At 67.1% G+C, this 18,873-nt stretch carries 14 protein-coding genes; 11 read left to right on the top strand and 3 right to left on the bottom strand.

The genetic code is table 11. The annotated features are described in order from the left end of the window. Positions 1–26: 26 nt before the first annotated feature. Positions 27–2,234, bottom strand: coding sequence for a hypothetical protein (locus tag GGQ59_RS10485; RefSeq protein ID WP_183818309.1), 2,208 nt, complete (start codon positions 2,232–2,234; stop codon positions 27–29). Between the two features lie 490 nt (positions 2,235–2,724). On the opposite strand from GGQ59_RS10485, the gene GGQ59_RS10480 reads away from it, so the two are divergent. Both GGQ59_RS10480 and GGQ59_RS15465 read left to right on the top strand, forming a co-directional pair. After that, positions 2,725–5,844, top strand: a complete 3,120-nt coding sequence (locus tag GGQ59_RS10480) for a TonB-dependent receptor plug domain-containing protein (RefSeq protein ID WP_221400991.1) — start codon at positions 2,725–2,727, stop codon at positions 5,842–5,844. Between the two features lie 67 nt (positions 5,845–5,911). Further along, positions 5,912–7,318: a glycosyl hydrolase family 28 protein gene (locus tag GGQ59_RS15465; protein ID WP_221400990.1), complete on the top strand. Its 1,407-nt coding sequence runs from the start codon at positions 5,912–5,914 to the stop codon at positions 7,316–7,318. Positions 7,319–7,325: 7 nt separating this feature from the next. Here GGQ59_RS15465 and GGQ59_RS10470 read toward each other — a convergent pair whose 3' ends face one another. Next, complete coding sequence (locus GGQ59_RS10470) at positions 7,326–8,141, bottom strand: IclR family transcriptional regulator (protein ID WP_183818305.1); 816 nt, start codon at positions 8,139–8,141, stop codon at positions 7,326–7,328. Between the two features lie 74 nt (positions 8,142–8,215). Continuing rightward, entirely contained in the window at positions 8,216–8,977 is a 762-nt protein-coding gene (gene lra1, locus GGQ59_RS10465) for an L-rhamnose 1-dehydrogenase Lra1 (RefSeq protein WP_183818303.1), read from the bottom strand. Between the two features lie 120 nt (positions 8,978–9,097). On the opposite strand from lra1, the gene rhmD reads away from it, so the two are divergent. From rhmD to GGQ59_RS10420, 9 genes are all read left to right on the top strand, one after another. Next, entirely contained in the window at positions 9,098–10,282 is a 1,185-nt protein-coding gene (rhmD, locus tag GGQ59_RS10460; RefSeq protein WP_183818301.1) for an L-rhamnonate dehydratase, read from the top strand. A 13-nt stretch (positions 10,283–10,295) separates the two neighbouring features. Further along, entirely contained in the window at positions 10,296–11,165 is an 870-nt protein-coding gene (locus GGQ59_RS10455) for a 2,4-didehydro-3-deoxy-L-rhamnonate hydrolase (protein WP_183818299.1), read from the top strand. After that, positions 11,165–11,908, top strand: a complete 744-nt coding sequence (locus GGQ59_RS10450; RefSeq protein ID WP_183818297.1) for an SDR family NAD(P)-dependent oxidoreductase — start codon at positions 11,165–11,167, stop codon at positions 11,906–11,908. The genes GGQ59_RS10455 and GGQ59_RS10450 overlap by 1 nt, the downstream gene beginning before the upstream one ends. Positions 11,909–11,922: 14 nt before the next feature. Beyond that, positions 11,923–12,822: an amidohydrolase family protein gene (locus GGQ59_RS10445; RefSeq protein WP_183818295.1), complete on the top strand. Its 900-nt coding sequence runs from the start codon at positions 11,923–11,925 to the stop codon at positions 12,820–12,822. Continuing rightward, positions 12,819–14,024 carry an FMN-dependent L-lactate dehydrogenase LldD gene (gene lldD / locus GGQ59_RS10440; protein WP_183818293.1) on the top strand — a complete coding sequence of 402 codons (1,206 nt, stop codon included), beginning with the start codon at positions 12,819–12,821 and terminating at the stop codon, positions 14,022–14,024. The genes GGQ59_RS10445 and lldD overlap by 4 nt, the downstream gene beginning before the upstream one ends. Further along, complete coding sequence (rhaT, locus tag GGQ59_RS10435) at positions 13,997–15,094, top strand: L-rhamnose/proton symporter RhaT (RefSeq protein ID WP_183818291.1); 1,098 nt, start codon at positions 13,997–13,999, stop codon at positions 15,092–15,094. The genes lldD and rhaT overlap by 28 nt, the downstream gene beginning before the upstream one ends. Positions 15,095–15,104: 10 nt before the next feature. Next, complete coding sequence (locus GGQ59_RS10430) at positions 15,105–16,685, top strand: rhamnogalacturonidase (protein WP_183818289.1); 1,581 nt, start codon at positions 15,105–15,107, stop codon at positions 16,683–16,685. 105 nt (positions 16,686–16,790) lie between these two features. Further along, positions 16,791–17,096, top strand: a complete 306-nt coding sequence (locus GGQ59_RS10425; protein ID WP_183818287.1) for a DUF4212 domain-containing protein — start codon at positions 16,791–16,793, stop codon at positions 17,094–17,096. Then, a complete protein-coding gene (locus tag GGQ59_RS10420) occupies positions 17,093–18,865 on the top strand; it encodes a sodium:solute symporter family protein (protein ID WP_183818285.1) in 1,773 nt (590 codons plus the stop codon). The genes GGQ59_RS10425 and GGQ59_RS10420 overlap by 4 nt, the downstream gene beginning before the upstream one ends. Positions 18,866–18,873: the final 8 nt, after the last annotated feature.

The raw sequence follows: 18,873 nt of genomic DNA, 5'->3' as shown, positions 1-18,873 counted from the left end.
GTTCCTCCTCGTCTTCGGGGCTTGCCTCATGGCAAGGGGTTCAGTCCTTCGTGCCGGACGACCCAATCTTCGGGAAAGCCCGGCGCGTCGCCTTCGGATCCATCCCACCCCGCCGCCATCAGCGCCACGGCCGCCAGAAGCGAGCCGTTGGAGGGGAAGTAGGTGTCGGCGTCGCGTACCCATCCCGTCTCGGCGAGATGGTAGCGCGGCGTCATGCCGGTGACGCCGTACTGGTTGTTGGCGGCGTCCATCATCAGGTAGTTCAGCGCCCGCTCCGGCTCGCCGAGACGCGCGGCCGTCATCGCCAGCATGGGGAAGTCCCACCCCCAAGTTTGACGGAAGTCCCAAAGACGGTCCGTCGCATCCATCGTCCGCCGCATCGCCTCCGCGTCGACATCCGTTCCCGGGATCATTCCCACCGCCATCAGGAAGGAGGGGTGGTCGCGGTTGTGGCAGTCATGGTCGGGCGCAGGGCCCGACATCGTCGCGCCGCCCGTCGTACCGATGCCGTTCGCGCAAGCGTCCTTGTCGACGTCGGTCCAGAAGCTCTCCTCGCCGCCGACGGGCAGGTACAGACCAGCAGCCATCGGCAGAGGCGGCAGGCCGTCGAGCGCCGCCTGCCATGACGGCTCCGGCTCTCTTCCTATCCTCTCGCGCCAGACCTGCGCGGTGCGAAGCCCATAGGCCCAGTAGGCAAGCTCGAAGGCAGGATCGTAAGTCGTCTTGGCCGGCCAGTTCTCCTGCACGGGGATGACCGGCGGGCCGAGACGCAAGACTCCTTCTTCCGTCTCGGTCAGGAAGGAAGCGAGTAGGTCCGCCGTGGCGAAGACGACCTCGGCGTTCTCCTCCAGTACGGAGCGGGAAGGGCTTGCTCTGTACAGAAGCTCTGCAAGGGCGATCGGGTGCGGCTGCTGCCACATGATGAAGGGATTGATCGTGCTGGGGCTCTCCCGCGCGTCGTCGCCTGTCATCTTCGGCCACCAAGCGCCCTCGCGGCGGTAATGCGCCGCCCGCTCCCGCGCCATGGGCAGCGTCTCTCGGTACCAATCCAAACTCGGCGCCAAGAGTTCCTCGCGGCCCCAGAGCGCGAAGTGCGCGGCGTGCCACCAGTGCATCTCATGGTGGAACTTGCCGTTCCAACTGTTCGAGTAGAGCCCCTCCTCCTGGGGGATGAGCTTCGTCCCGCCGTTCACGCGCGTGAGGTACTGCGACAGAACGATCCGCCGTTCGAGTTCCGCCGCGCGCGGATCGTCCGTACCGGAAAGGTCGACTGCGCCGCCCTCTTCCCAGAACGCCGCCCAGGCCGCGTCCGACGCCGCCACCATCTCACCGAAGTCCTCGACAGTGGGCAGGGCCGCTGCATCGGGGCCAAATGCCAGTGCGATCCGCAGCGTATCCGTCTTGGCGTTGGGCCGTATGGCGACGCGGTGCGGCTCCGCGAGGCGCGGTGTCGTTGCCCCCTCGGTGACCAAGCTCGCGGCGTAGCCGTCGGCATCGAGCCGCCGTTCGAGCAGTATCCGCCCGTCCGCCTCCTCCAACCTCGTCGTGTGGCGGTCGGGCGACGACCAATCGGCCGGGTCCGGGTTCAGGTTCTTCGCGACGTAAGGAAAGGCGAGGTCGATGCCGAGCTGCCGCGCTTCGATCAGGGGCGAGGAGATCTCGACCAGCACCACGTCCGCATCCGGGTGAACGCGGGTCGACACGACGACAGGCTCGCCTTGGATCGCGAACGTGCTCGTCGCCGTCCCGGACCAAAGATCGAGCGTTTGCCGGGCGTCCTCGACGTCTTCTTCGGACAATGCCCGCCCTTCGCCCTCCGCGCCGTCGGCCAGGCGAAAGCTCAACCGGCCTAGGGAGTAACGGTGGGGATTCTCGCGCAGCCAGCCGATGGCAGGGTTGGCGTCGGCCTCGGCCCAGTCCTCGATGTAGGGGTAGTCGTAGCTCCGCCCCCCCACCTCGATCGGCTTCATCGCGTCATCCAGCGCGTAGCCTTCCGGATTAGGAAAGCTGTGCCACGCCCACTGCGCCTCGGTCAGGAGCGGCGAGTGCTCTGCGTAAGCGTCGCGAAGGCCTTGAAGGCCCGTCACGTCCAAAGACAGTGCGAGGCTACCGTTCCCGACCATGACCGCCGCATGGGGATCGATTCGCTCGAGGGTAACGGCGTGCCGGGCGACGAGCGCCTCACGGTCGATCGGAGACGTCTGTGCCGCCGATATGCCGACGAGCGTCGTCAAGGCCCCGCCGATCGCCAACCCAACGCGCTTTCGGCGCCTCAGCCGTTCGAACTCCATCGCATCCCTCCCGCACCGGGCCTCTACGGACCCGTGTGACTTACTCTCTCATAATGTGAAGCGATCACCAAATGGAGCGCTCCGAACGTGAGGCGGTGCACCGTTCCCGTTGCGCTGTGTGAGTGTCCCTCGGAACGTTGCCGATTTAGCTCACACTGCGGAATAGGTGCCCACCAAATGATATTCAGCTTTACATCCTCGTAGGGCGGGGGCAACCATTCGATCATCGCGTACCGGTCGGACACAGACCAGGCGCGTGGGAGACGCGACGCTCTGAAATGGGAACTCAACCACCAGGTGAGCTCGCGTTCTTCTTCTTGGAGGCAGGGACGGTTCGATGAACCGTGCGTCCGCCTACCGAGGACCGACAATGAGCGGGCCGTCTCAACCCCGGCCCCTGAGGACACGTCGCACGGAGAGAAGGGACGAGGGCATGAAACGAACAGATCGGCCACAGAACCAGGGCGGACGAGCGCGCCACAAGGCGCTGCTCCTCGGGACGGTAAGCGTTCTGATGGGCACATCGCTCGTCTCGATCGCTCAGGCGCAGGACGGGACGTCTGGAACGGGCGCACAGACCGCGCCGCAGCGCGAGGCGAATGAGGACACGATCATCGTCACGGGCTCCCGCCTCGCCCCGCGCGGCGTCGACGCGCCGACACCGGTCAGCGTGGTCGGGGAAGAAGACTTCACCCTCTCCGGTACACAGAACGTCGAGAACCTGCTGTTCGAGCAGCCTCAGTTCAGCGCGAACCAGTTGGACGGGCCGAAAGCCAACACGGTCCAGGCGGGTCAGCCCGTCGGCATCTCGACGCTGAACCTGCGTAACTTCGGGCCGACCCGGAACCTCGTACTCGTCAACGGGCGCCGATTCGCCATCTCCGGCCCGGCGCTGACGACCGACGTGAACACGATCCCCGTCGCACTCATCGAGCGGACCGAGATCGTCACCGGCGGCTCTTCGGCCGTCTACGGCTCGGACGCGATCACGGGCGTGACCAACTTCGTGCTGCGGGACGACTTCGAGGGCGTGGAGCTGAACGGTCAGTTCACGATCGACAGCCCGACCAGCACCGAGACCTACAGCGCCGACCTCACCATGGGCGGCAACTTCGACGGGGGCCGCGGCAACCTGACCGCCTCGCTGAGCTACCTCGACCGGGGCGGCTTCACCAACGCCGACCGCGGCGACTTCGCCGTACCGTCCTACTCGGACGGCTGCGTGACGGCGGCGTCGTACAGCGACGAGCGCGCGGGCGTGCCCCTCGCCGTGCCGGCCGGAGAGACCTGTCTAAGCGCCGGAGGCCGCCCGGGCCTCGTCACAGGGGGGTCGAGCGCCGTCCCCAACGGCCGAATCGGTAACATTCCCGCCTTCGGCACGGATACCGAGATCGACGCCGCGCTGACCGCGCTGGGCCTTCAGAACGCGGCCGGCCTGGGGGCGGTCTTCGACGAGGGCGGCACGAGCGTGCGGCCCTTCACCGATGCCGACCGCTATGACTTGGGCCCGAACACCTTCCTAGTGACGCCGCAAACGCGGTGGATGGGCAACGCCTTCGGTCACTACGACTTCAACGATCACGCCACGGGCTACCTCGAGCTGCACTTCAGCAACAACAAGGCAGAGGTCCAGATCGCGCCGACGAACGCAACGGGCAACTTCCTCATCGAGACGGACAATCCTTACCTCAGCCCGGACCTGCAGAACCTCTTCGGCCTGCTCGACGCGCGCGAGGAGGGAACGACGGAGATCACGAGGGGCCTCCTGTCGCTGACAACCACGCCGAACGACGGCCTCGCCATCATCAACTACAACCGGCGCTTCAGCGACCTGCCGACCCGCTTCGCGACGTCGGACCGCTCGGCGTTCCGGACGGCGGTCGGCGTGCGGGGCGACATCGGCGACGCGTCGGACTCCTTCCTCCGCGACCTCGCCTACGACGTCTACTACACCTACGCGACGACCAGCGAGACGGACGTTCAGATCGGCTCGGTCTCGCTCAGCCGCATCCAGAACGCGATCTTGTCGAGCGGAGACCAGCCCCCGCTCTTGAACTTCTTCGGGCAGAACATCTCGGCCGAGGCGGCGGACCTGATCGGCTTGACCTCGGTCTCCAAGATCGAGGCGGAGCAGGAAGTGATCGTCGGCACCCTGACCGGCGTCGCGTTCGACATGCCCGCAGGCCCAGTCGACTTCGCGGCGGGCTTCGAATGGCGCCGTGCCGAGGCGTCCTACACGCCCGATGCCTATCTGAGCTCCGGCGACGTATCGGGCTGGAACGCGGCGGAGGCGACGAGCGGCGATCAGAGCGTCAAGGAACTCTTCGGCGAGGTCCGGGTGCCGATCCTGGCCGACATGCCCTGGGTTCAGCGCCTCAACGTCAACGGCGCCTTCCGCTACTCCGACTACAACCTCGAAGGCGTCGGCAGCGTGTGGACCTACTCGGCCGGTGCCGAGTGGGCGCTGAACGACGATCTGTCCTTCCGCGGCCAATTCCAGCACGCCATCCGCGCGCCCAATGTCGGAGAGCTCTTCGGTGGGCAGGGAACGGACGGTCCGCTCGCGACCGACCCATGCTCGGCGCGCGTCTCGGCCGATCAGCAGACAGAGACCCTACGGGCGCTCTGCATCGCCACCGGCGTGCCGGCGGACCGCGTCTTCACCGCGGGGGTCCAGCCCTCGCCCTTCTTGAACCAAGTGCGCGGCGGCAACCCCGATCTCAGCGCGGAGGAGTCCGACACGGTAACCCTCGGCCTCATCCTGGAGCCGAGCGCCATTGACGGCCTCGTCCTCAGCGTCGACTACTTCGACATCGACCTCGAGGACGCCATCGCGCCGCTCGGCGGCGGCGGCATCCAGAACGTCCTCGACCTGTGCTACAACACGCTTCAGGACGCGGGCAGCGTTTACTGCCAGGCGATCAACCGCGATCCTCTGTCCGGCGAGATCGCCCCGCCGCGCTACGTCTTCACGACCAATGCGAACATCGGCGGCATCAAGACCAAGGGCATCGACGCCATGCTCCGCTACGGCTTCGACACCGAGTGGGGCCTGTTCGACGACGGCAGCCGCTGGCAGTTCGACTCTTCGTGGACCTGGACGGACGAGTTCGTCGTTACACCCATCCAAGAGCTGCCGGAGATCCAGAACTCCTGCGTCGGCGCCTGGGGCGGCACCTGCGGACAACCGCTGCCCGAGTTCAAGGGGACGACGCGCCTCACCTGGACGACCGGACCGGCGCTCTTGTCGCTCAGGGCCCGCTACCTCGACGGCGTGACGATCGACTCCGTCGTCGTCCCGCGGGAACGCGGCGAGACGCCGCCAGACCTCGCCACGCTGACGAACCCGAAGATCGACCCTTACGTCTACCTCGATCTGACCGGCGGCTACGAAGTCTCGGACAACACGCGATTGACGGTCGGCGTCCGGAACATGCTCGACAAGGACCCGCCCGTGCTCGGCTCCTCGCAGCTGCCCGGCTCGAACACGATCCCGGCGACCTACGACGTGCAGGGACGGGTCTTCTTCGTCAGTCTGAACCATCGGTTCTAGACGCATCATGGAAAGGCAGCGCGGTCCGAAATGGCCGCCCTGCCCTTCTTACGAGGTCGAAACCGTAGTGAACTCCCCCTCCCGACGTGACCTCCTTCGGCTCGGCGCCGTCGTCGGCGGGGGGCTTTTTCTACCTCGCACCGCGCTGGCCCTGCCGGACGATCCTTGGTCCGGTGCTCGGAGGATCGAGGCGGCCATCGTCCCGCCCGCATTTCCATCCCGGACCTTCACCGTCACGACGCACGGCGCGGCGGCGGACGGTGAGACGTTGGATACGGAGGCGTTCGCCCGCGCGGTCGAAGCTTGTTCCGCGAGCGGAGGCGGGCGGGTCCTCGTGCCGCCCGGCCGCTACCTGACGGGCGCGATCCACCTGCGCTCGAACGTCGAGCTGCATCTGGAGGAGGGCGCGCACCTCCTCTTCAGCATCGACCCCGCTCACTACCCGCTCGTCCTGACACGCTATGAGGGCGTCGAGTGCTACAACTACTCGCCGCTGATCTATGCCTACGGCGCGACGAACGTCGCAGTGACCGGAAAGGGCCTGCTCGACGGTCAGGCGGGCAACGACGCGTGGTGGCCCTGGTGCGGCGCGGAGCGTTACGGCTGGTCCGAAGGTGAACCGAGCCAGTCCGCAGACCGCTTGCGCCTCTTCGGAATGGCGGAAGAGGACGTTCCCGTCCGCGAGCGGGTCTTCGGCCCCGGCCACTACCTCCGCCCGAGCTTCATCGAGTTCTACGGCTGCCGGAACGTCCTGATCGAAGGCGTCACCTTGAAGGACGCGCCGTGCTGGAACCTGCATCCGGTCCTCTGCGAGAACGTCACCGTCCGGAACGTCACCGTCACCGGGCACGGTCCGAACAATGACGGCTGCAACCCGGAATCCGTAAGCGGAACGCTGATCGAAGGCTGTCGCTTCGATACGGGGGACGACTGCATCGCGATCAAGTCGGGGCGCAACGCGGATGGACGGCGCGTCGCGGTCCCTGCGAGCGACATTCTGATCCGGCGCTGCGTGATGAGGGCGGGCCACGGGGGCGTCGTGATCGGCAGCGAGATCTCGGGCGGCGCCCACCACGTCTTCGTCGAAGACTGCCGCATGGACAGTCCCGACCTTTGGTACGCGCTGCGGTTCAAGAACAATGCGATGCGAGGCGGGGTCGTCGAGGACGTGTACGTTCGCGATGTCGATGTCGGCCGGGTGGGGCGCGCTGCGATCACCTGCGACTTCAACTACGAGGAGGGGGCGGACGGCCCCTTCGTTCCGGTCCTGCGGCGTCTCAGGGTCGAGCGGATGCATGTAGCCCAGGCCGTCCGCGTCCTCGACGTCCAGGGTCTGCGCGGTGCGCCCATCACCGACGTCGCCCTGCGCGACTGTACGTTCAGCGGGGTGACTGAGCCGAGCATCCTTGCGTATGCGGAGGGGCTCAGCCTCGAAGAGGTGTTCGTGAACGGCGAGCGCGTGACGGCCTTCTGAAGGACGCTCAAGCGCTCGAAGGCATCTCTTCGGGGGTCGGCCGCCAGCCGAGCTCCCGGCTGATCGCGTAGGTCGTCTCTTTGACGAGGGGAATGAGTTCCCCCATGCGCTCGTCGTCCATGTACTGCGCCGCACTCGACACGCTGACGGCGGCGACGATGCTCCCCTCGACGTCGCGGATCGGGGCTGACACGCAGCGTACGCGGTCCTCATTCTCCTCTAGGTCGAGCGCGTAGCCGCCCGCGACGTAGGCCCGCATCCTGTCGAGCCAGACCGGCAGGCTGCTCGACGGCTTGTACGCGTTCAGGCGGAAGAGTTGCCGCCAGCGTTCCTCCGTCTCGTCGAGGATCAGTGCCTTGCCGAGCCCGGTCGTCGCGACCGGCTGCCGCTCGCCGACATGGGAGCTGATCAGGATGCGGCGACGCCCCGGAATCTTGTCGAGGTAGAGGACCTCGTCTTGGAAAAGGACGCCGAGGTGGACGATGTCCGAGGTCGCCCTGGCGAGGTCGTCGAGGAAGGGGCGTGCCGTCCGGGTGAGCTGCACCTGCTGACGTGCGCAGTGCCCAAGCTCCAAGATGCGCGGCCCCAGGCTGTAGCCTTCGCGCGGCTTGAAGGACAAGAAGCGCCGCTCGGTCAGTGCGGTGGCCAAGCGGTGGGCCGTGCTCCGCGTGAGGCCGAGCTGCTCCGAAAGCTCGTTCAGCGTCATCGGACCGTCTTGGACGAGGTCCATCACATCGAGCCCGCGGAACAGGGTCTGCGCGCCGGCCACGCCCTTCTCGTCCCGCGTGCTGTTCTTGGGCGTGTTCTGCTTGAGCTTGGGCATGCGCCCCCCATATCGGACCGCCTGTCGGTCTAGGCCGCTGAGCGCCGTCCCGCAACGTGGGACGGAAGCTCCAATTACTGCAGGTTCACGAACATGCCCCCATCGACCAGCAGCGAGGCGCCGGTCACGTAGGCCGCCATGTCGGAGGCGAGGAAGACGGCGGGCCCGGCGAGATCCTCCGCCCGCCCAAGCCGGCCGAGGGGCACCCGGCCCTCCATGTACCGCCGCTTCTCCTCGTCGGCGAGATCGTCCTTGTTGATGTCTGTCGCGATCGTGCCCGGCAGGAGCGCGTTGCAGCGGATGCCGTGCCTGCCAAGCGCCACGGCTGCGGACTGCATCAACGACAAGACGCCCGCCTTGGTCGGCGTGTAGTGGGTTTGGAACTCTCCGCCGACGAGGGCGGAGATCGAACTCACCGCGATGATCGATCCGCCCCCGCCCTGCTCGACCATCCGCCGCGCGGCCGCCTGGACCATGTAGTACGCGCCGTGAAGATTCACCCGCATCGTCCGCTCGAGCGTCTCCCGCGGCATGTCGAGAAAGCCGTGGAACGGACAGATGCCTGCGTTCGAGACGAAGACGTCGACGCCGCCGAAGGCTTCCTGCGCGGCCCCGACGAAGGCGGGCGCCGCGTCCGGGTCGGCCACGTCGCTTCTGACGGCGAGGGCTCTTCGCCCGGCCGCTTCGATGCCCGCGATGGTCGCCGCGGCCCCCTCTTCGCCCCGATCGTAGTTGAAGGCGACGTCCGCACCCGCCCCCGCCATGCCGATCGCGATCGCCTGGCCAATGCCGGCCGAAGCGCCGGTGACCAGCGCCCTCTTCCCTTCGAGCAACACCTGCGTTTCTCCCTAACCCTACCGCCCGATCTCGTTGACGGGCCTTTGGCCGTTATCTAGACATAAGTTTCATATTGTAAAAGTTCGGGCGACAGACCCGGCGTCGAGGGAGCCAGCGCGATGGCGCATCCGAAGGTCCGCGAAGTCCGTGCTTTCGTCCTGAGGGGCGGCGGTGCCGACTACCACGACCAGGGCGGCGGTCACTGGATCGACGACCGCATCGCGACGCCGATGTCTCGCTACCCGGACTATCGCGACAGCCGCCAGAGCTTCGGCATCAACGTGCTCGGTACGCTCGTCGTCGAGGTCGAGGCCGAGGACGGCACGATCGGCTTCGCGGTGACGACTGGCGGCGAGCCGGCCGCCTTCATCGTCGAGCGTCACCTCGCCCGCTTCGTCGAGGGACGCGATCCACGCGAGGTCGAGAAGATCTGGGACCAGATGTACTTCTCGACCCAGTATTACGGCCGGAAAGGCCTCGTCGTGAACGCGATCTCGGGTGTGGACCTGGCGATCTGGGACCTCCTTGGCCGCCTGCGCGAAGAGCCCGTGCATGCGATGATCGGCGGCGCCGTCCGCAACGAGCTGCAGTTCTACGCCACGGGCGCGCGGCCCGACCTCGCCAAGGAGATGGGCTTCATCGGCGGCAAGATGCCGCTGCGCCACGCGCCGGCCGAAGGAAACGAAGGTCTTCGCGAGGCGGTGGATGCCATTGGTGAGATGCGCGCTCGGGTGGGCCCGGACTTCTGGCTGATGCTCGACTGCTGGATGGCGCTCGACCTGGACTACGCGACGAGGCTCGCGCACGCCGCGCATGAGCACGGCCTCAAATGGATCGAAGAGGCGCTGAGCCCCGACGATTACTGGGGCTACGCGCAGCTGAAGCGCGACGTGCCGAAGGGCATGCTCGTGACGACCGGCGAGCACGAGGCGACCCGCTGGGGCTTCCGCATGCTCCTCGAGATGGAGTGCTGCGACATCATCCAACCCGACGTCGGGTGGTGCGGCGGTCTGACCGAACTTCTGAAGATATCCGCCCTCGCCGATGCGCACGGAAAGCTCGTCATCCCGCACGGATCGTCCGTTTACAGCTATCACTTCGTCGCGACACGTCACAACAGCCCCTTCGCCGAGTACCTCATGATGGCACCCAAGGCGGACGAGGTGGTGCCCATGTTCTCACCGCAGCTGATCGGCGAACCCGTCCCGAAGGATGGCCGCTTGAAGATCGCCGAGCTCGACAAGCCGGGCTTCGGCGTCGAGCTCAACCGCGACCTCGCCATGGCGAGGCCCTACGCCCGATGATCGAGGAACACTCATGAAGCTCTGCCGTTTCGGCCCGCCGGGAAGAGAGAAGCCGGGACTCGTCGACGGTGCGGGGACCGTCCGTGACCTGACCGGCATCGTCGCCGACATCGACCCGGCCGTCCTCTCGCCCGCTGGCCTGTCGCAGCTGTCAAACCTCGACCCCGCTGCCCTGCCCCCCGCGCCGGACGGCGTGCGCCTCGGCGTGCCCTTCATGGGGACCAGCAAGATCGTCGCCGTCGGCCTCAACTACGCCGACCACGCGAAGGAGGCGGGCTTGCCCGTACCCGAGGAGGTCATCACCTTCATGAAGGCGGTGTCGAGCCTCAGCGGCCCCTTCGACGACGTCGTCCTGCCGAAGGACTCGGCGCACGCCGATTGGGAGGTCGAGCTTGGCGTCGTGATCGGCCGCGAGATGTCCTACGTCGACGAGGCCGACGCACTCGATCACGTCGCGGGCTACGTCGTCGCCAATGACGTCTCCGAGCGCTTCGACCAGAAGGAACGCGGCAGCCAGTGGTCCAAGGGCAAGGGCCACGACACCTTCTGTCCGACCGGCCCCTGGCTCGTCACGAAGGACGAAGTCCCCGATCCGCAAGACCTCTCCATGTGGCTCGAGCTCAACGGCGACCGGATGCAGGACGGCAGCACACGAACGATGATCTTCTCCGTCGCCGAGTCGCTCGCCTATATCAGTCGCTTCGTCACTTTGATGCCGGGAGATCTCGTCATCACCGGCACCCCGCCGGGTGTCGGCGAGGGGCAGAAGCCGGACAAGATCTTCCTCAAGGAGGGTGACGTCATGCGCCTCGGTATCGAAGGCCTCGGCGAGCAGCAGCAACGGGTCGCCTCCTGGCGGCCGCGCAACGAGCGAGGCGCGTGATGTTCGAAGGACGCTTCGCGGGCCGCACCGCTGTCGTCACGGGGGCGGGTTCCGGCCTTGGCCTCGCCGTCGCCGCCCGCATCGTCGCAGAGGGCGGCAAGGCCGTCCTGTGGGACCTGAACGCTGACGCTCTCGAAGAGGCGGCGCGGTCGTCCGGCGCGACGGCGACCGCCGCGCTCGACGTCTCGGATGCCGACGCCGTCGAGCGCGCGGCGAAGGACGCATCCGAAACGCTTGGCCGCATCGACATCCTCGTCAACAGTGCCGGGATCACGGGCGCCACCGCCCCGGTCCACGAGTTCCCCGTCGACAGCTGGCGCCGCGTCATGGCGATCAACCTCGACGGCACCTTCCTTTGCTGCCGCGCCATTCTGCCCTTCATGCTTCAGGGAGAGTACGGACGGATCGTCAACGTCGCCTCGGTCGCCGGCAAGGAGGGCAACCCCAACGCCTCGGCCTACTCCGCCTCCAAGGCGGGCGTGATCGGCCTGACGAAGTCGCTCGGCAAGGAGTATGCGGGCAAGGGCGTGATCGTGAACTGCATCACGCCAGCGACCTTCGACAGCCCGATCTTGGATCAGCTGCCGCAAAGCCAGGTCGACTACATGCGCTCCAAGATCCCGATGGGCCGCCTCGGCCGCGTCGAGGAGAGCGCGGCGATGGCCTGCTTCATGGCGTCGGAGGAGTGCTCCTTCACCACGGGCGCCGCCTTCGATACCTCCGGCGGCCGGACGACGTTCTGAGGACGGTGGGTGCGGTGAGAGACATTCCCTTCGTCGACGCTCACGTCCACTTTTGGGACCTCTCGCATCTGTCCTATGCGTGGCTGACACCGCCCTTCACGGATGAAGGGGTCAACGGCAATGTCGAGGCCATCGCGCATGACTACGGCCCCGGCGAGTACCGCGCCGACGCGCAGGGATGGACCCTCGCGGGTGCGGTTCACGTCGATGCCGGGGCGGACGCTTCGCAATCACTCGCCGAGACCGACTGGCTCGAAACCTTGGGTGACGAGGCAGGCCTGCCCACAGGCATCGTCGCCTTCGCCGCGCTCGAACAGCGGGACGTGAGAGAGAAGTTGGCGGCGCAAGCCGACCGTCCCCGCGTCCGCGGCATCCGGCAGATCGTCAATCATCATCCCGACCCGAACCGGACCTATCAGCCGTTCGACCTGACGCAGTCGGAAGACTGGCGCCGAGGGTTCGCGGCCCTGGCCGAGCACGGGCTGAGCTTCGACCTGCAGATCTACCCGCACCAGCTCGGCGGCCTGGCGCCCTTCCTCGCCGAACACGACGACGTCTTCATCGTCCTCAACCATGCCGGCATGGCGTTCGCGGACGAGCGTGACGCCTGGCAAGAAGCGATGATCGCGCTCGCCCCCCTGCCGCACGTCTCGGTCAAGCTCTCCGGCTTCGGCATTACCGATCACGACTGGACGGAGGACAGCATCCGCCCGTTGATCCTTCGCCTTCTCGACCTCTTCGGGCCGAAGCGCCTTCTCGCCGCGAGCGACGTGCCGACCGACAAGCTGCACGGCAGCTTCGACCGCTGCCTCTCCGCCTACGCGTCGATCCTTTCTGACCTGTCGGACGACGAGAAGCGCGACGTCTGGGGCCGGAACGCGAACCGCGTCTACCGGCTGGGGCTGGATCTGTGAAAGCCGCCTCCGCCCTCGACTACCGCGCGCTCGCCAAGCGCCGCCTGCCGCCCTTTCTGTTCGAATATATCGACGGCGGCTCCTACGCCGAGGTGACGCTGCGGCGGAACATCGAGGACCTGGAGCGCGTCGCGCTACGCCAACGCGTCCTCAACGACGTCTCGAAGGTCGACACTTCGGCCACCCTCTTCGGTCGCCGCTGCGCCCTCCCCCTCGCGCTCGCGCCCATCGGCCTTGCCGGCATGAACGCGCGACGCGGCGAGGTCCAGGCGGCGCGCGCGGCGGCGGCGGCGGGCGTGCCCTTCTGCCTCTCCACCGTCTCCGCATGCCCGCTCGAGGAGGTCGCAGCGGCAAGCTCCGCGCCCCTCTGGTTCCAGCTCTACGTGATCCGCGACCGCGGCTTCATGCGCGACCTTCTCCAGCTCGCCAAGGATCACGGTTGCGACGCCCTCGTCTTCACCGTGGACATGCCGGTGCCGGGGTCCCGCTACCGCGACTACCGGTCAGGGCTTGCGGGCAGCGCCGACCGGACAGGCCAGCTTCGGCGAATGTGGCAGGCGATGCGCCACCCCGGCTGGGCGTGGGACGTTGGCGTGCACGGACGGCCGCATCAGCTCGGCAACGTCGCGCCCGTCCTCGGAAAGTCGACGGGGCTCGAGGACTTCTTCGCTTGGATGCGGAACAACTTCGACCCGACCGTCACCTGGGACGATTTGGACTTCGTGCGCTCGATTTGGGACGGCCCCCTCATCATCAAGGGCATCCTCGACCCGGACGATGCCATCAAGGCGGCCGAGCTCGGTGCGGAGGGCATCGTCGTCTCGAACCATGGCGGACGCCAGCTCGACGGCGTCCCCTCCACGGCCGAAGCGCTGCCGCCGATCGCCGACGCCGTCCGTGATCGCCTGACCGTCCTCGCGGACGGCGGCATCCGCTCGGGCCTCGACGTCGTGCGTATGCTGGCGCTCGGTGCAAGCGGCGTCCTTCTCGGCCGCGCCTGGGCTTACGCGCTCGCCGGCGGCGGCGGCGAGGCGGGCGTCGCGCACGTCCTGAAGCTCATAGAAGCCGAGATGGGCGTCGCCATGGCGCTGACGGGCGCGACGAGCATCGACAAGATAGACAGGTCCATCCTGGTCCAGAACAGAGGCGCGGAGCGCCCATCGGAGGAAGCATCATGGTCCCCAATCCGTTCCTCGGGTTGATCTTCCACTGGCTGGGCGGCCTCGCCTCGGCCAGTTTCTACGTCCCCTACAAGGGCGTGCGCCTTTGGTCCTGGGAGGTCTTCTGGCTGACCGGCGGCGTCGTCAGCTGGCTGATCGCGCCGTGGCTCTTCGCGTCCATCGGGTCCGAAGACACGCTCGGCGTCCTCGCCCGCACTTCGCCCGGAACGCTCTTCTGGTGCTACCTCTTCGGCGGGCTGTGGGGCTTCGGTGGTCTCACCTTCGGCCTCTCGCTCCGCTACCTCGGCGTCTCGCTCGGCATGGCGATCGCGCTCGGCTTCACGACCGCCTTCGGCACGCTCGTCCCCCCGATCTTCGCAGGCGAGTTCGCCGAGACGCTGCTTTCATCGACCGGCGGCCTGGTCGTCCTCCTGGGCATCCTCCTCACCCTGATCGGCATCGGCGTCGTCGCTGCGGCTGGGCGGGCGAAGGAGCGCGAGCTCTCGCCCGAGCTGCGGACCCAGGGCGTCGCCGAGTTCGACTTCCGTAAAGGCCTCCTCGTCGCGGTCTTCTCCGGCATCATGTCGAGCTGCTTCGCCTTCGGCCTCGCCGCAGGCGAGCCGATCCGTCAAGCCTCCCTCGCCGCCGGCACGGGCGTGCTCTGGCAGGGTCTGCCGGTCCTCTGCGTCGTGCTCCTAGGCGGCTTCACAACCAACTTCGTGTGGTGCGCGATCCTGATCGCGAAGAACGGCTCGGCGGGCCAGTGGTTCGGCCGCAGGCGCCCCGCCGTCGCGCTCGGTGCGGACGCGGCCGAGGCGCCGCCGCGAGACGCCCCGCTCGCTCTCAACTATGCCCTTTGCTCGCTGGCGGGCCTGCTCTGGTACCTACAGTTCTTCTTCTACACGATGGGCGAGAGCCAGATGGGCAGCTTCGGCTTCTCGTCCTGGACGCTCCACATGGCGTCCATCATCATCTTCTCGACGCTATGGGGCTTCGGCCTTGGCGAATGGAAGACGTCGAGCCGCCGGACCAAGACGATCGTCTGGATCGGCATTGGCCTCCTCGTCGCCTCGACGGCCGTGATCGGCCTCGGCAACAAGCTTCAAGGGTAGAGGGAAAATCATGATCGACAGACGCGCCATGCTGCTCGCGGGCAGCCTCGGACTCCCCGTAGCGAGCCTTACGCAGCCCGCGCGGGCGCAAGGAAACGAAGCGCCCACCGCATCCGTCGACGTCCGCCGCTTCGGCGCGACGGGCGATGGACGGACGATCGACACGGAGGCGGTGAACAAGGCCATCGACCACTGCGCGTCCATGGGCGGCGGCACCGTCGTCTTCCCCGCCGGGCGCTACGCCTGCTACACGGTCCGTCTCAAGAGCAACGTCACCTTGCACCTGTCGGACGGCGCCGTCCTCCTAGCGGCGCCGAACCCCGAGCCGGGCGGCAGGGGATACGATCATCCAGAGCCGATCGACCCCGCAATTCAGGGCTATCAGGACTTCGGCCATAGCCACTTCCAGAACTCGCTGATCTGGGGCGAAGGCCTACACGACGTGGCGATCACCGGCCCCGGGCTCATCGACGGGACGAACCTCTCCCGCGGCGACGGCTCCTACGGCTATATGGACGATCCGCACCATGACGGAACCGGCAACAAGGCCATCGCCTTGAAGGAGTGCCGCAACGTCCTCCTGCGCGACTTCCGCGTCTACAGGGGCGGCTGGTTCGCCCTCCTCGCGACGGGCGTAGACAACCTCACCATTCAGAACCTGCTGGTCGACACCACCCGCGACGGCTTCGACATCGACGCCTGCCGCAACGTTCGGGTCACGGACTGCACCGTCAACTCGCCCTGGGACGACGGCATCTGCCTCAAGTCGTCCTACGCGCTCGGCTACGCGCGGCCCTGCGAGAACGTCACGATCACCGGCTGCTACGTCACCGGCAACTACGAGATAGGCTCCGCGCTCGATGGTACCTGGAAGCGTATGCCCGCTTCCTTCGCGCCGCAGGTCCACGGACGGATCAAGTTCGGCACGGAGAGCAATGGCGGCTACAAGAACGTCACCATCACCAACTGCGTCTTCGAGGAGAGCCAGGGCTTCGCGCTCGAGACCGTGGACGGCGGCGACCTCGAAGACGTCACGATCTCGAACTGCGCCATGCGCGGCAACTACTCCTCGCCCTTCTTCCTGCGCCTCGGCCGCAGGATGCGCGGGCCCAAAGATGCCACGATCGCCAAGTTCCGCCGTATCCTGATCAGCAACGTGACGAGCTCGGGCAGCGCCATGGCCCTTCCCTCGATCATCGCAGGCATCCCGGGCCACCCCGTCGAAGACGTCAAGATCGCGGACTGCTACCTCGAACAGACGGGCGGCGCGCCCGAAGCGCTCGCAGACCGCATGCCCCCGCTCGAAGAGCTCGGCTACCCCGAGCCCAACATGTTCGGCGACCTGCCCGCGACGGGTTTCTTCATCCGCGACGCGAAGAACGTCGAGATGTCGAACGTCGAGGTCGCTGTCCAGAACGCCGACCCTCGCCCGGCCTTCTGGCTCAAGGACGTCGACGGCGCCGACTTCTTCCGCCTCCGCGTGCCGCAAGGCGAAGCGTTCCGGCTCCAGAACGTGACCCGCTTCCGTACTTTCGGAAGCCTCTCCGTGCCCGATCGGGCGGCGGCGGCCATCGACAAGACGCGCTTCTGACCCTCCGCTTGGCGCGGGGTCAGGCACGCCGTGGGAATGACGTCTGGCCCTAGGCCCTCTCTGTCGTAAGCTCCCAGGCGAATCATAAGAATAAGGGAGAACGCCTTGAGCAAGACCGACACACCGCCCGGCCGGGCGGCAACGCCGCCGCCTGCGCCCAAACGCACCTACTGGCAGGAGAACCTGCGCCTCCTCGGCCTCCTCCTCGTCGTCTGGTTCGTGGTCAGCTTCGGCTTCGGCATCCTCCTGCGCGGACCGCTCGATGCGGTTTCCTTCTTCGGCGTTCCCTTGGGCTTCTGGTTCGCCCAGCAAGGATCGACCTACGTCTTCGTCGCGCTGATCTTCATCTACGCATGGCGCATCGGGAAGATCGAGCGTCGCTACGGCGTCTCCGACGAGGACGCGGCATGAGCGCTGAGATCCTGACCTACATCTTCGTCGGCCTTTCCTTCGCCCTCTACATCGGCATCGCGATCTGGAGCCGGGCAGGCTCGACCAAGGAGTTCTACGTCGCGGGCGGGGGCGTCCATCCGGTCGCCAACGGCATGGCGACGGCCGCGGACTGGATGTCCGCCGCCTCCTTCATCTCCATGGCGGGAATCATCGCCTTCGCAGGCTATGACGGCTCGGTCTTCCTGATGGGCTGGACCGGCGGCTACGTCCTCCTCGCCCTCCTCCTCGCGCCCTACCTTCGCAAGTTCGGCCAGTTCACCGTCCCGGACTTCCTCGGTGAGCGCTACTACTCCAAGGCCGCGCGGGTCGTCGCCGTCCTCTGCCTCATCGTCATCAGCTTCACCTACGTGGCGGGGCAGATGCGGGGCGTCGGCGTCGTCTTCTCGCGCTTCCTCGACGTGCCCATCAACACGGGCGTCGTGATCGGCATGACCGTCGTCTTCTTCTACGCCGTCCTGGGCGGGATGAAGGGCATCACCTACACCCAGGTCGCGCAGTACTGCGTGCTGATCTTCGCCTACCTCGTACCGGCGGTCTTCATCTCGCTCCTCGTCACCGGCAACCCGTTGCCGCAGTTCGCGCTCGGCGCGGAGGCCGGCGACACGGGACAGACCGTGCTGCAGCGCCTCGATTCGACCCTCGTCGATTTGGGATTCGCGCCCTATACGGAGGGGTCGAAGGCGACGATCGACATGTTCGCGATCACCCTCGCGCTCATGGTCGGCACGGCGGGCCTGCCGCACGTGATCGTCCGCTTCTTCACGGTCCCGAAGGTGTCGGACGCCCGCAAATCCGCGGGTTGGGCGCTCGTCTTCATCGCGCTCCTCTACACGACCGCCCCGGCGGTCGGCGCCCTTGCCCGCCTGAACTTCGTCGAGACGGTCAACGAGACTTCCTACGCAGAAGATACGCCGGACTGGGTGAAATCCTGGGAGGGGATCGGCCTCATCGGGTGGCAGGACAAGAACGGCGACGGCCGCGTGCAGTACGCGGTCGGCGCGCCGTTCGAAGGCGCGCCGAGCTTCACGGGCGAGATAGGCGCATCGGGCGAACGCCTCCTGTCGAACGCACCGACAGGGGGCGCCAACGAGATCTACGTGGACCGGGACATCATGGTGCTCGCCAACCCCGAGATCGCGAACCTGCCCGCATGGGTCATCGCCCTGGTCGCGGCGGGCGGCATCGCCGCGGCGCTATCGACGGCAGCGGGACTGCTCCTCGTCATCTCCACGAGCGTCAGCCACGACCTTCTCAAGAAGACGTTCAAGCCCGACCTGACGGAGAAGAACGAGCTCATGGCGGCCAGGGGCGCGGCGGTGTTCGCCGTTCTCGTGGCGGGCTACTTCGGCATCAACCCGCCGGGCTTCGTGGCGCAGGTCGTCGCGCTCGCCTTCGGCCTTGCCGCCTGTTCGCTCTTCCCTGCCATCGTCATGGGGATCTTCTCCCGACGCGTGAACAAGGAAGGCGCGATCTTCGGCATGCTCTCGGGGCTGATCTTCACCGTCCTCTACATCGGGCGGTTCCGCTTCGGCTGGTTCGGCGGCGGCAGCGAGGAGGACTGGCTCTTCGGGATAAGCCCCGAAGGCATTGGCGCCGTCGGCATGGCCCTCAATTTCGCCGTCGCCTTCGGGGTCAGCCGCTTCACCAAGGCGGTGCCGGAGGAGACCGTCGCACTGGTCGAGCGCATTCGCGTACCGAGCGGTGCCGGCGCCGCCCACGCGCACTGAAGCGCCGA

Origin of the sequence: Parvularcula dongshanensis (genome assembly GCF_014199615.1) — a bacterium.
In the GTDB taxonomy this organism is placed as follows: Bacteria; Pseudomonadota; Alphaproteobacteria; order Caulobacterales; family Parvularculaceae; genus Parvularcula; species Parvularcula dongshanensis.
This window is presented reverse-complemented; position numbering and strand designations above follow the sequence as displayed.